The sequence below is a fragment of the Marinobacter persicus genome (assembly GCF_002934325.1).
GTDB classification, from domain to species: domain Bacteria; phylum Pseudomonadota; class Gammaproteobacteria; order Pseudomonadales; family Oleiphilaceae; genus Marinobacter; species Marinobacter persicus_A.
Window position 1 is genome coordinate 53,278 of sequence record NZ_PTIV01000009.1, and the last position, 13,765, is coordinate 67,042.

7 protein-coding genes are annotated in these 13,765 nt (G+C 56.7%); 3 read left to right on the forward strand and 4 right to left on the reverse strand.

Annotated elements, in window-relative coordinates; genetic code table 11:
* Nucleotides 1-103 precede the first annotated feature (103 nt).
* Nucleotides 104-1,702 carry a methyl-accepting chemotaxis protein gene (locus BY454_RS06910; protein WP_104415481.1) on the reverse strand — a complete coding sequence of 533 codons (1,599 nt, stop codon included), beginning with the start codon at nucleotides 1,700-1,702 and terminating at the stop codon, nucleotides 104-106.
* Between the two features lie 307 nt (nucleotides 1,703-2,009).
* Here BY454_RS06910 and BY454_RS06915 point away from each other — a divergent pair, with 307 nt between their 5' ends.
* Nucleotides 2,010-3,824 (forward strand): sensor domain-containing phosphodiesterase, encoded by a 1,815-nt coding sequence (locus BY454_RS06915; RefSeq protein WP_181049643.1) that lies wholly within the window; start codon nucleotides 2,010-2,012, stop codon nucleotides 3,822-3,824.
* A gap of 22 nt (nucleotides 3,825-3,846) precedes the next feature.
* Here BY454_RS06915 and BY454_RS06920 read toward each other — a convergent pair whose 3' ends face one another.
* The 3 genes from BY454_RS06920 to BY454_RS06930 all read right to left on the reverse strand — a co-directional run bounded on the left by BY454_RS06920 (nucleotide 3,847) and on the right by BY454_RS06930 (nucleotide 10,062).
* Nucleotides 3,847-5,445 (reverse strand): sensor domain-containing diguanylate cyclase, encoded by a 1,599-nt coding sequence (locus BY454_RS06920; RefSeq protein WP_181049642.1) that lies wholly within the window; start codon nucleotides 5,443-5,445, stop codon nucleotides 3,847-3,849.
* Nucleotides 5,446-5,528: 83 nt separating this feature from the next.
* On the reverse strand, nucleotides 5,529-6,494 hold the full coding sequence (locus BY454_RS06925; protein WP_181049641.1) for an ABC transporter substrate-binding protein: 966 nt from the start codon (nucleotides 6,492-6,494) through the stop codon (nucleotides 5,529-5,531).
* 28 nt (nucleotides 6,495-6,522) lie between these two features.
* Nucleotides 6,523-10,062: a bacteriohemerythrin gene (locus BY454_RS06930; RefSeq protein WP_104415477.1), complete on the reverse strand. Its 3,540-nt coding sequence runs from the start codon at nucleotides 10,060-10,062 to the stop codon at nucleotides 6,523-6,525.
* Nucleotides 10,063-10,329: 267 nt separating this feature from the next.
* Here BY454_RS06930 and BY454_RS06935 point away from each other — a divergent pair, with 267 nt between their 5' ends.
* On the forward strand, nucleotides 10,330-12,219 hold the full coding sequence (locus tag BY454_RS06935) for a GGDEF domain-containing protein (RefSeq protein WP_219821022.1): 1,890 nt from the start codon (nucleotides 10,330-10,332) through the stop codon (nucleotides 12,217-12,219).
* Between the two features lie 82 nt (nucleotides 12,220-12,301).
* Nucleotides 12,302-13,723, forward strand: a complete 1,422-nt coding sequence (locus BY454_RS06940; protein WP_104415475.1) for a diguanylate cyclase — start codon at nucleotides 12,302-12,304, stop codon at nucleotides 13,721-13,723.
* Nucleotides 13,724-13,765 lie beyond the last annotated feature (42 nt).

Sequence of the window (13,765 nt, forward strand, 5' to 3'; positions counted from 1 at the left end):
CGGGTTTCGTTATCACAGACGGTTCTTGATATATGTCTATGATAACGGCACCCCTACCCTATCCTTGAAGACCTGAATCAAATTCCCTGCATTGAGTGTGGATTTACTCCTCGCCACGCCGCTTCAAGCGGGTAATCAGCTTGGCCACTTCGTTCAGTTCCCCTTCCAGGACATCAATCGACCCCTGCGCCTCTGCCATCAAACCTGTGGCGCTGTCGCCCAGGTCATTGATACTGACAATGCGACGGGAAATCTCGGCGGCCGCCTGGTGCTGCTGTTCAGCAGCCGAAGAGGTGCTGTCACATGCGTGTGAAATTCTCTCGATATAGGTCACCAGCTCGTTCAGGGTGGCCTCGGAATTACTCGCATCCTCTTCGGTTTTCCGGGCATAGGTGTCGCACTGGGCCATGGAGTCAGTGGCACTGCTTACCACATCACGGAACCGGCCCAGGGTCTCGTTGATCTGTTCAGTGGTACTCCGCGTTCTCAACGCCAGGCTGCGCACCTCATCGGCCACCACCGCAAAGCCCCGGCCGGCCTCACCCGCCCTGGCCGCCTCGATGGACGCGTTCAGTGCCAGCAGGTTGGTCTGTTCGGTGATCTCGCCAATGGTATTAAGGGCATCGGTCACGCCCTTGCTCGCTTCCGTCAGCTCGCCCACGCGATCAGATGCTTCTGCCAATTCGTGGGAAAGAGCGCCCATGCTATGCCGTGTTTCCCGGGTAATGGCCTGGCCATTGGAGACCCCGTCGTGGGCCAGCCGCACCTGCTCCAGCATGTCAGCGGCATTGCTGGACACTTCCTGGGAAGTGGCAGACATTTCCTCACTGGCCGAGGCAATGGTATCGGTAGCATCGGACTGTTCCCGTACCGCGGCACTGGCTTCGGAACTGCGGGCGATGGTGGCTTTCATATCCGCTTTCAGGTCGCGAATCAGGTCGTCCATGCGCTTGACCACCGCATCCAGTTCCGCTTCCCGGGCAGTCATTGCCAGGTTAACGCTGGCGATCTCGTCGTTGCCGCCCGCAAAAATCCGTTCCGTCACGGTATCGTCAATGACGGCCCGGGCGCGCGCCACACACTTTCGGAACGAAGCCGTCAGACCCATGATGGCACCAGCGGCCACAGCCACCGACAACAGCCAGACAAACGCAGACGCCAGGACGGAGCCCATGAACCACTGTGCAGCAGTACTGGCGGCCAGAACCAGCGCCATGGTCAGCACCAGTTTCAAATGCAACGGCAGGCCTCGGGACAGCCTGGCTGGCTCCACCGGCCCCTTTTTGGGCTGCTTGCCACTTACTTGGGCATAGAGCTTTTCCGCTCGAGCCTTGGCTTCAGGCTCCAGGCGGGTACGCACCGACTGCAGCTCCACCAGATTGCCGTTTTTATCAGTAATGGGAATGGCGTAAGCGCGAACCCAGTAATGATCCCCATTCTTACACCGGTTCTTTACCGCACCCAGCCAGGGCTCGCCTTTTTTCAGGCGCTGCCACATTTCTTCAAACGCTGCCCGGGGCATGTCCGGGTGACGGATGATGTTATGGGGTTGGCCCAACAACTCTTCCCTGGAATAACCACTAATCTTCACAAACTCATTATTGATGTGTGTGATTTGCCCTTTCGGATTGGTGGTGGAAAGAATGTTTGCGCCGTTACCTACGGTAACCTCGCGATGGGTAACTGGTTCGTTTATGCGCATCAAGCGTTCCTCGGAACAGGCCTATGGAAAGAATCGACGATCGTTTTACGTGTGGCCATCCTGTACAGATTAAACCTGCCGCACCCTACCGACGTGTTGCCCAGTTTTAAAGTGAGCCAGATCAATTGTTGAGCAGTTTTCATGCCATAAGGTGTTAGAACCATTGAGAAATTAAGATGTCGACCTTGAAACCGGAAAACGGAATGCGGGTTTTTCGTGACCGGAAGTAATCCTGCTGGTTGATTACGGCGTAATAACAGCCACTTGTATGACCACAGAGACGACACTTTTGACAGAGAGCACGGTTATGCCAGCAGAAAGGGAAGTTCGGCGCCTTGAGGACCTCTACGCACTGGATGTTCTGGATACGCCCCCCGAGGAGCGTTTTGATCGCATTACTCGGCTCGCCCGGCGGATTTTTGACGTACCCTACGCCCTGGTTAGCCTGGTTGACCGGGACCGGCAATGGTTCAAATCGCGCCAGGGGCTCGAAATCACACAAACGCCCCGCAATATCGCCATCTGCGATCATGCCATTCGGGAGACCTCTCACTTGATGGTGCCCGACCTGACCCGGGACCCGCGCTTTGCTCACAACCCGCTGGTCACCGAGCCGCCCCATTTCCGCTTCTACGCCGGGGTGGTCCTTAAAAGCGTCGAGGGGCGCCCGGTGGGCACCCTTTGCATCATGGATAACGAGCCCCGCTCGGCCTTGGACAACAACCAGCTGGCGTTGCTGCGGGATTTGGGGGCGATGGTTGAACGGGAACTCAACGAGGGCCATCGTCTGGACCTCTGGCGCCAGACTCTGGTGCACCGAACCCTCTACCAGGCCGACGGCCTGCCTGGCGAAAAGCTGTTTAGCGAGCAGAGCCAGCAGACGCTGACCCGGAGCTCGGAAGCGGCCATGGTGGTACTGGGTGTGAATGAATACGCCCTGTCGATCCTGGAGCTGTCCAGCGAACAACAGGCATTGCTGAACCGGGAACTGGCCGAACGGGTCGCCTCGGTGTTTCGTCTGGCCGATCACATTGGCACCCTGGGCAACGGGCGCTATGCGGCGCTTTTCGTCCTCGACCACAACCTCTTGCTAAAGTCCGCCAGCAACCGTCATCGGCGTTACTTGGCCGCAAAGGCCCTGCAGGCGGAGTTTGCACGGCCGATCCAGGTGGCCAACCGGCGCGTTTATCCAACCGTTGGAGTGAGCCTGTTCCCTGACAACGCCCAATCCGTCGACCAGCTTCTGGTTCAAGCGGAGCTGGCCCGCCCCGGGAAGATGACCAGCGCCATCCGCGCCATCGGTTTTTACAGTTTTGACAAAGAAGCGCAGCTGCAACGCTCGGTGCTGATCGAAACCCGCCTGCGCCAAGCCATTGCCGAAAACCGGTTACGGATGAACTACCAACCCAAGTTCGATCTGGCCTCAGGCAAAGTGTCCGGTCTGGAGGCTCTGGTGCGCTGGCACGACCCGGACCTGGGCGAAATTTCTCCCGCCGACTTTGTTCCCATTGCCGAGCGCTCCGACATCATCCGGGACCTGACCGACTGGGTGCTCGCTGCGGTTTGCCACCAATACGCCCAATGGACCGCCCAGGGCATGGACCGGGGCATCACCATTGCCGTGAACCTGAGCGCCGAGGACTTGCTGCGCCCGAACTTTCTGCAATGGCTGAGAGCATTGCTGGATCACACCGGCACCCCCGCCAGCGCCCTGGTGCTGGAAATCACCGAAGGCAGTCTGGTGGACAATGTTGAACTGGCCGCCGAGCATATTCGCGAGGCCAAGGCACTGGGGCTGTCCGTACACATTGATGATTTCGGTACCGGCTACTCTTCTCTCAGCCAGCTACACCGCCTACCCCTGGACGCCCTGAAAGTGGATCGCAGTTTCGTTAACGAAATCGGCACCAACAGCTCCGGGGAGCTGGTCACCAACGCCATCATCAGCCTGGCCAAGAGCCTGCGCTTGTCGGTGGTGGCCGAAGGCATAGAAACCGACGCCCAGCTGACTGAATTGCGTAAGCTGGGATGCGACAGCGTTCAGGGCTTTTTGCTGTCTCGCCCGCTGGAGGCACTGGCGGTAACCTCTCTGCTGACCCAAACCGCGCCCTGCCAACAATAAAACGATGGCGCGATCTTACGAATCAGGATTCCATGCTTTCCGGCTTTTCAATCAGCCCCATCACCTGATTTCTGCCTGCATGCTTGGCTGCATAAAGATTGTCATCGGCCCTGCGAACCAGGCTTTTCAACGAATCGCCGGCGTTGGCCGTGGCAGTACCCAGGCTGATGGTCAGCGACTGCCGGTGCTCGAACGTTGCCTGCTCGACCGCCTGCCGCAACGCATCAGCAAGCTGAAAGGCACCTTTGGGGTCCGTATCAGGCAGCAGAACAAGGAATTCCTCACCCCCCCATCGAGCCAGACTGTCTGCCTTGCGCAACCTTCGCTTGAGTGTGTTCACCAGTTGAACCAGGACACTGTCGCCCAAGGCATGGCCAAAGCTGTCGTTCACGTTTTTAAAGTAATCGATGTCCAGCAAGACAATGGACATGGGCTGACTCCGGCGCTGGGCTCCGGCCAGGCTGCTTTCCAGGTGGGGCTCTATACCCGCGCGGTTGAGCGCCCCGGTCAGTGGGTCGTGGGTAGCAGCTTGCTGCAGGCGCTGCTCCAGCTCCTTGCGGTCAGTGATGTCCAGCATAACCCCCCGGAACAGTTGGCCGGGCTGATCATCCGCGACCGGCATGGCATGCCCCCAGATCCAGCGAATGCCGTCGCTGACCTGAACACGATACTCCGCCTGCCACTCGCTCGGCCAAGGGTAATTAGCCGCTTGCGTGGCCTGCTCCAGTTTTTCGTGGTCCGCCGGAACAATAAGCGACCAGACGCTAGCGCCGATACGGGCCGGGTCCTCCGAGCGGATCGTTTCAGCATCCAGATCAACCAGCTGCTGGATGCCGTCACTGAAATACAGGAATTCATCGTCACCGACCGGATGGTGACGATATTCGTACACAGCCCCAGGGATACTGTCAGCAATGTCCTTCAGCCTTTGCTTTTCCGTTCCCAAAGCCGCACGCGCCTCCGCCAGCTCGGAGATGGCAACAGCCAGAGCTTTCAACTCACGAACCTGACCAACCGGCACCCGTTCATTCGATACACTCGTATTATCGGGGTTGTGGGCTTGTTCGCAGAGTTTATTCAGGGGCCGGGCCACTTGACGGTGTAGCGCCCTGGACACCAGCAACATCATGACCACCAGAATACTGCTTGCCCAGAAAGCATCGAACAAGGCCTCCCTTGTGGCACTGGCAATATGGGACCGGGCATCCAAGGCAAACATCAGTCGCCCACCCTGTAAACTCCGAATGACCGACGAAGCGGGGTTTACCGGCTCAATGGGAGCAACCACAACGGCCTGAGTTTTACGCTCATCCCAGTAGACCGATAGCTCCTCACCGGCCGGCTTGGCCAGCCACTGTTCATCAATCACGTCATCCAGAACGCTCACATCCGCGTTCTGCCATCTGCGCTTGGATGCCAGCATGACACGGCCACCGGCGTCCACCAGGGCAATGGATTCCACCGACCGCTGTGCCGCGATCGAAAAAATGAAACGTGATATGGATTCCCGGCTGGCTGCGGTTTCCATGGCATCCAAGATCGTCAGTGAACGGTCCACGGCAATAGACCTAGCGTCGGATCGAGCCTCGATAATATGTTCGTAGTAGCTCAGGATCGCCACCAATAAGACCCCGAGAACAGAAAACAGGACCATCAAAAAATTAAAGCGACGTGCCAGAGATGTCGGTAGCAACCGTTTTTTTATCATGGAGCCTCTGAGTTGGGTATGAAACGGTTATTCAAGACTTGTGAAGGTATACCGGTTCCTTCAGCAGCCCGTGTATTCAACTGTTGGACAATTCTGCCTGCGACGGGCAGAAGGCGATGAAGTGGCCCCGTCGGTTGCCAAAAAGCCGCCTGGTTATCCAGTGTCAGCATTTCTATGGAATCGCTGAGTGTCACCAATTCTTCGATAGAGAGCCCGGTGTGCTTTGCCAGCAGTTTGTGCACCTCCGCCGGGTTGTTCTGCCCCCAGCGCAACGCCTCGTTATGGGCCTGAATCACCGAAGCAAGCGCTCTCGGGTGTTGGTCGATCACTGTGTCGGCGACAATCAGCAAATCAACCACGGCGTCCGGTGCCTGACCGGTATCGAACAACCGGTCAAAGCCCGCCAGTGCCTCCAGCTCGCCAGAGATCGGTGGATAAATGATGGCGGCGTCAGCCTGGCCCTTAGCCATGGCAACCGGCATTTCACCCTGGGGCAGAGGCAACAACTCAAGCTGTTCGAGTTGCAGCCCGCTTTCTGCCAGGGCCGCCGCCAGCACCAGAACATTGACCGAGGCCGGCTCCAGAGCCAGGCGCTTGCCAGCCAACTGGTCTAGGCTGGTTATGTCCTTACTCGCCACGATCATGTCGGCACCCACCGATCGGTCAAGTACCAGTACGGCGCTGGCGGCTCTCTTACCCGACTGGTTGATCGCTGCAAGCTCTGCCAGGGTGCCGCCAAGCATATCCACCTGCCCTCGCTTGAAGGCCCGAACAGAGTCGCTTAACGAAGCCGTCTCGACAATTTCCAGCTCGGGCGTGCCGGGCTTGCCAAGCAACCCCCGCTCACGGGCCACGGCAAAATAGCCGTAGCCCGGCCAGGGATTAACCGCAAGCCGCAACGTATCCGGATTATCCAGATCTTCACAGCCGGCAAGGCTCAACAGCACCACAAGTACACACACTATCTTCCAGCAAATCCCTACACGCACACTAATCCCTTTCCAGCAATCTCAAGGTCGACAAAACATTATCCCTGTACTCATACATGGCTGACAGGCTCTCGTGAACCGCCTGCTCATCACCACGGGCACGGGCATCCACCGCCTGTTCTCCGGCCCGATGCAAACGTTCGTGGTGGATCATTAATTTAGTGAGCACCGAGTTGTTCAGGAAACGATCCTGCCCGTCGTTCTCGATCCAGCGGCCAACCTTGCAGTGACTGGCCTGTAACGCCGGCAAGGAATCGATTTCACCCCGTAACCACTGCTCCACCTGGTTGACCCAGTGACGGTGTTCCACTTCGGCGTGCAGCAACGGTAGGTTATGGAAATCCACTGGCTTCTGTTCCTGCCAGACACTGGACGCCCGCCAGTGACGAACCCAGTGCGGCAGATCTTCAGCCCTCATAGGCCGGGCAATACCGTAACCCTGCCCCAGCTCACAACCCAGTCGCAGCAGCAGGTCTCCGTGCTCCTCGGTTTCTATGCCTTCAGCAAGCACCTGCAAACCGAAAGCCTGGGACATACCGACAACGCCGGAAATAATAGACAAGTCATCCGAATCATCCAGCATGTTGCGGACAAAACTCTGGTCAATTTTCAACACACTAGCCGGCAAATGCTTGAGGTAGGAAAGTGACGAGAACCCCGTGCCAAAATCATCCAGCGCGAACCGAATACCCAGTTTGCGGCATGCCTGCATCACCCGGGAAACCTTATCCAGGTCGTGCAAGGCACTGCTTTCCAGTATTTCGATTTGCAGAACCTCGGGAGCAATGCCGGGATGAGCGTTAAGTGCGGCCTGGAGTTTGCTGACAAAGCTATCTTCGAGGATTTGCAAGCTGGTCACATTCACGCTGACTTCCAGGGACAGGCCCTGTGCGTGCCAGGCTTCCGCCTGTGCCAATGCCGTGTGAATAACCCAATCGCCCAGTTCAATTTCCAGCGGATGGTCCTGAATCGCCGGCAGGAACGAGCCGGGTGGAATCACCTCACCTGTCGGCTTCTGCCAACGGATCAGAGCCTCCACCCCCAGCACAGTGCCCTTGGCCATGTTGACCTTCGGCTGGTAATAAAGCACGAACTCTTCATTCAACAGAGCCCGTTTTATGGCCTGCAACTTGCCTGTCAACGCCCGGGTGCTCTGCTCCCACTGAACATCATATTGCTGTATCCGGTTTTTTCCCTGCATCTTGGCCTGGAAAAGCGCTTGCTGGGCCTGGCGCAGCAACTGTTCTTCAGAGACGTTGTCGAGCTGTGGGTATTGGGTAATGCCGATACTGGCGGTAATTTTCAACTCAGTCCCCGAGAGAGTCAGTGGCTCGTTGATTGCCACCAATAACCGGCGGAACAGCAAAAAACTATCGTCATCTGGTTTCATTCGCGGCAACAGGACAACGAACTCATCGCCACCAGTGCGACCGACAACGGCGGGGGCATCACACACCGTGCGCATACGCTGGCTCAGTGCCACCAACACATCATCGCCCAGCGCGGGACCATGGCGTTCATTCGCCTCCCGGAAGTTGTCCAGGTCCAGCAAGGCCAGAACCAGCCGACCGCCACCCTGCTCGCAATGGTCGATCTCTTGCTGGAGCTCATCTACAACGGCTCGCCGGTTTGGCAGGCCAGTCAGGGCATCTTCATAAGCCAGTCGGCGCAATTGTTCCCGGTGCCGTGCTTTTTCACTAATATCCTGGGTCGTCCCCTCGATAAATGACGGCTTACCATCAGGACCACTCTTAAATTGACCGCGGACTTCCAGGTATTTGGTCTGCCCGGACGCAAGGCAGATCCGGTGTTCCGTGTGCAGGAAACCCATCTCGTTTTTGGCTTGCTGGAAGGCCTCGTGGGTTTTCTGGCGGTCTTCCGGGTGCACCATATCGAGATAGCTATCGTAGGTGGGCGTTGAGTCCGACGGGTTACGTTCAAAGATCCGGAACACCTCCGCTGACCAGAACCCCTCACCGGAATCCGGTTTATACTGCCAGTGTCCCAGGTGGGCCTGCTGTTCAGCACGTTCGAGGCGAACGGCCGCCCGTTCTCTTTGTTTCTGTACCTGTCGGTGTTCCAAAGCGATGCTCAGCAGATCACTCATCAGCTCGAGGAACTGCAGAGTTTCCGGCCCCCAGTGCTTCTCTTCCCACACCGCATCGTTACCCATAAAACCGACCAACTCGCCATTCATGTGCAACGGATAAACACAGACTGACTGAATATCCTGGGCTTCCAGGATGGCATGTTCTGCGTGAGCTTCGGGTGGCATGTCGCTCACTCTGGGCACCAACACATGGCCGGTGGTGCGTAATTGCTGCCACCACCAGGGCGTCAGGTTCGAGGGAATATTCTGGAGGTTATCAATTTCGGGGCTAATGCCGGCTGCACACCACTCATGGGTGTTGCTCATATACCGATGATCTTCATTGACCAGAAACACATAGGTACGATCTGCGCCCATGTAATCGCCGGCTCGCTGCAGGGCTCGCTCAATCGCGGCATCGAATTCCTCGGGGGAAGCGGCCATGAAGTCCGAGGCAAAATCACTGATGAGTAAACGGGTATCCCGTTCCCGCTGCAGGATCAGCTCCTGGGTTTTACGCTCGGTAATATCGGTCTGGGTGCCCACAATGCGAGACGGGCGGCCATCGGCATCATGCGCAATCACCTTGCCCCGGGACTGCACCCAGCGTTCGTTGCCATCACCGTCCAGAACCCGGTGCTGATTGCTGAACACCTCGGTCTTGCCCAGCAAGTGGTCCAGAAAGTCTTCTTTCAGCGCAGGCCAGTCTTCGGGATGAATGACCTGCCCTGCCCGGGCAAACAGCTTCTCCGTGGCGTCAGGATCGGCTGTATCCAGCACATCCAGACTCCAGTCCCAGAGCGCGTCGTTGGTAGCCCCAAGTACCGACTTCCAGTGCTCTTCCTGTTCCCGGAGTTTCCTTTCCGCCATTTCCCGGGCATAGGCTTCTCGCTGTAGCGCCAATGTACGGCCCGAGAGCTGTTTGTACATGCTCAGGACACTCTTAATCAGGCCGGATACCTGACCACTCATGGCTTCGTGCGACGCTGCCTTTGCTTCCGGTAAAGACAAGCCCTTGCGCACTTCCAGCAATGCCACTGCCATGCTTCTGTCATCATGCAGAATATGGTGGGCCAGCCAACTCACCAGAAAGGACAGCAGATCATCCACCCCGGCCAGACTGGGGCTTTGTTCCACCTGGGCCTGCATACTGCGGACTTTGTCCACGAACCCGTCGTGGGAATGGTGATGCCGGGTAAACCATTCATCATCTTTAAAGGCTTCTATCCACAAGCCTTCTTCGGTCTCGAAGTGATAGGCCGCGTAATCCACCAGGCCATCAACAATACCCTTGAGTTGGTCCGGTTCCAGGCCATAGACATATTGATGCGCCAAATCGTTCAGCAACTTCACCAGTTGGCGATGTTGCTGGTCGATGGTGTCAATGCCGGTTTCAAAACTCCGGTTCCAGGGGACGATATCGAAGGCGGTGGGGGACTCGTGTGCGGACATGACAGCTCAAACTTATGGTTAATATTACGACATGTTAAAACTTTTACTCTCAACGCACCATAAAGGATCACTCCGATCCGCGGATGCCTATAGCCCTAATGGCTTTCACCTATTGAACTGTTACATTTCGTTAATGGCATAGTTCATAACCTCATTCAAGTAAGAACTAAACACGCCCGAATGAACACCCCCTACCCGTCCGTTGCATTCAAACTTTTCCTCCTGGTGGCACTGGCCCTTACTGCCCCCATCGGTAATTTTTTATCCGTGGAGCTCTTCTACGGGGTGGAGTTTATTTTTGGATCCATTGCGGTGTTTGCGGCGCTGACGTATTTGGGTCCCTGGGCAGCCATTCTGGTAGCCATTACCGGTGGGCTTCAGACCGTTCAGGCCTGGGGTCACCCCATCGGCCTGTTCACCTTTACCCTCGAAGCCGTTGTGGTCTCGTTGCTTTATAAACGGGGCTGGCAAAACCTGGTCCTGAATGACCTGGCTTTCTGGCTTGTGGTTGGAATACCCATCATTTGGGTGGCCTACCCCGCTTTTCTGGGTATGTCCGCCGAGGCCGTCGGTCTGCTGGCACTCAAACAGCCCTTAAACGGAGTATTCAATGCGCTCGCGGCGGGGATCCTGCTCTATGGTATCTCTCAGGTTTGGGGGAGCGAAGGCAGAAACTGGGCCGAAAAGTCAGACAAACTCGCGGGTCTGCTTTTCCACGGCTTGCTGGCCATTATTCTCGTAACCGGTGCTATTCCGATCGTCCTGCAAGGCCACTACCAGCGTCAGACGTTGCTGCAAGACGTTGAGCAAACGCTATCCAACCAGGCTCAGGCCATTAAAGATCGGATGGAATCCTCATCGGCATCTGCAACCGCCATAACTTCGGGAGAAACGGACATTGGCACAACGTCCATGCCCGGATTCCATTACTATTTGACCGATGCTGCCGGCGCTGTTCTTGAGTCCAACACGTCTGGTGCTCCCCGTCCCGAGTGCGTTAACCAGAGACAGCTATTGCTCTGGGAGCCAGATGTCGACAATCCCATCATGCGCGCGCAACGGGGCATATTCTGCTTAAGCCAGCCGGTGGAGGACACGCGGGCTACAGCCATAACAGTGGAAACCGGCTCGGCCAACTATGTCCAGACACTAAAACACCACAGCACCCGCGAATTTCTGATCCTCGCTGGCACTTTCTCTATTGGACTACTGGTGGCCTGGGCATTGAGCCGCATGGTGACTGTGTCATTAACACGGCTGACGCGCGTGGCAAGTGAAACCCGAAACGGTGTGATTGTCACCGACCCCGGCGTGCGAGCTGTTTGGGCAAACGAATCATTCAGTCGGATCTCCGGTTTCAGCCGTAAAGACATCATAGGAAAAAATCCGGGCGAACTGTTACAGGGTCCTGAAACCTCCACTGACACCATCGACTATATGCGCCAGGCCATTGACCAACAGCAGCCTTTTACAGTCGAGATTCTCAATTACACCCGCGACAGAACACCTTACTGGGTCGAGATCAATTGCAACCCTATCTATACGAAGCGTGGTCGATTGGAAGGCTTCATTGCGGTTCAAACGGATATTACGGACAGAAAAGAGGCTCAGGAACGCCTGCAGCACATCGCACATTTCGACCCACTGACCGATCTACCCAACCGGGAACTGGTATCTGATCGCCTGAGAACGGCCATGTCGCAGGCAAAACGGCGTGGCACGATGGTGGGTGTAGCTTTCGTGGATCTGGACGGTTTCAAGCAAGTGAACGATACCCTGGGCCACGATGCGGGCGATGAACTGCTGAAAACCATAGCTACCCGTCTGTCAGGTGTATTGCGAGAGGGCGACACATTGGGCCGGATAGGCGGTGATGAGTTTGTTGCCATTCTTGCCATTCTGGTTGACCTGGACGGCAGAGTCGACCTTGGGTCCGCTCTGGATCGCCTGGGTCAGGCAGCAGCGGAACCGATGGTTATTCGAGGGGCATCCGTGGCGGTCTCGGCCAGTGTCGGTGCCACCATATACTCCAATAAAACCCCTATTGATGCCGACCAGCTGGTCAGACAAGCAGACCAGGCCATGTATACCGCCAAACTCGCGGGTAAGAATCAATTCAGTATCGATATGACGGACACCGCTTCGGATGTTGAGTAACGTTATGTGCCTTCACTGATAAAATCGAGATTTACATTAGGTTACACTCCTCGATCAAAGCCTACCCAACCACAGGACACACATGCCCCGCTTTTCCTCAGAGCACCTCTGTTCCGAATGGCTCGCCATCAATGCGCGTTTCACCGCTGACGCCCAGCGTTTTGTCGCTGATTTCGCCCGACAACATGCCGCCTCGCTGTCCGAACACTTCTATCAGGAAATGCTGGCGGACCCCGGCGCTTCGCAGTTTCTGTCCAATGACGAGGTGCAAAACCGGCTGGGGCAATCCATGCAACGTTGGGTGGCTGGGCTGTTCGCACCGACAACTGAAGAAGATGTATTCCGACTGATTGCCGAGCAACGAAAAATCGGCGAGGTGCATGCGCGCATTGGCATTCCTGTCCACCTGGTGTTGCGGGGAGCCCGATGCCTAAAAGGCCGGTTTGTGCATTTGCTGCACCATACGAGCGAGCTGGATGAGAACACCCATTTTGCCGCGACACGCCTGGCGTCAGACACGATCGATCTGGCCATGGAAATCATGGGCCATGCGTATTCCGTCTCCCATGACCGGAATTCCCGGGCCGAAGAAGCCTACCGGTTGTTTGCCATCACCCAGAACATCGCCAATGAGAAAGACCAGCAACGGGCCGCGCTGTTCGATTGGGAAAACCAGCTGATGTTCAGCCAGGCGATCGGCACCCTGCCCGGCGAACTGCCGCGGATACAGGCGTCCGATTTCGGTTTGTGGTTCCGCCACAAAGGCATTCATGCCTTTGAAGGTTCAGATGAAGCCCGGGCCGTGATGGACACCATGGAGGAGATCGATAACGTACTGCTGCCGCTGTTCGGCGCCGACGAGCAAAGCACGGTGCTTGGCACCACCCATGTGGATTTGCTGAAAGACCTGAGAGACAAGGTTAAAAGCATCCGATTTCACCTCGGCAATCTGTTTGAGCAAAATAACGAGCTGGAAGCCGGCCGTGACGTGCTTACCCGCCTGCTCAATCGCAAATTCATGCCGGTGGTGCTCGGCAAACAAATCAGCCAGGCCCGTGCCCAGAAAACCTCCTTTGCCGTTCTGGCCATTGATATTGATTACTTCAAGCAGGTGAACGACAACCATGGACACCAGGCGGGAGACCAGGTGCTGCAACAACTGGCACTGATTTTGGTGAACAACAGCCGCTCGGGCGACTATTTGTTCCGGCTCGGTGGGGAAGAGTTTCTATTGATTGCCGTCGATATGGACGCCACCCGGGCCAAAGCCATGGCCGAGAAATTGCGTAAAAGCGTTGAACGGGAAGCCTTTCTGCTTCCCGATGGCAAGGAGTTACAAACCAGTATCAGTGTTGGCGTGGCCTGCTTTGAAGGCCACCCGGATTACCAGCTGCTGTTACGGCGCGCCGATGATGCGCTCTATAGCGCCAAAAACAGGGGGCGCAACCGGGTCGTCATGGCTACGGCAACCGATACTGCCCCACAAGCGAATCCACCCGGCTGACGCTGCCTTCCAGTACCAGATCAGTGGCACCGACTGGCGGCT

What these genes read in the sequence shown, in the direction of transcription:
- BY454_RS06910 (WP_104415481.1), bottom strand. Translation starts at nt 1,702, where the DNA reads ATGCGCATAAACGAACCAGTTACCCATCGCGAGGTTACCGTAGGTAAC.
- BY454_RS06915 (WP_181049643.1), top strand. Translation starts at nt 2,010, where the DNA reads ATGCCAGCAGAAAGGGAAGTTCGGCGCCTTGAGGACCTCTACGCACTG.
- BY454_RS06930 (WP_104415477.1), bottom strand. Translation starts at nt 10,062, where the DNA reads ATGTCCGCACACGAGTCCCCCACCGCCTTCGATATCGTCCCCTGGAAC.
- BY454_RS06940 (WP_104415475.1), top strand. Translation starts at nt 12,302, where the DNA reads ATGCCCCGCTTTTCCTCAGAGCACCTCTGTTCCGAATGGCTCGCCATC.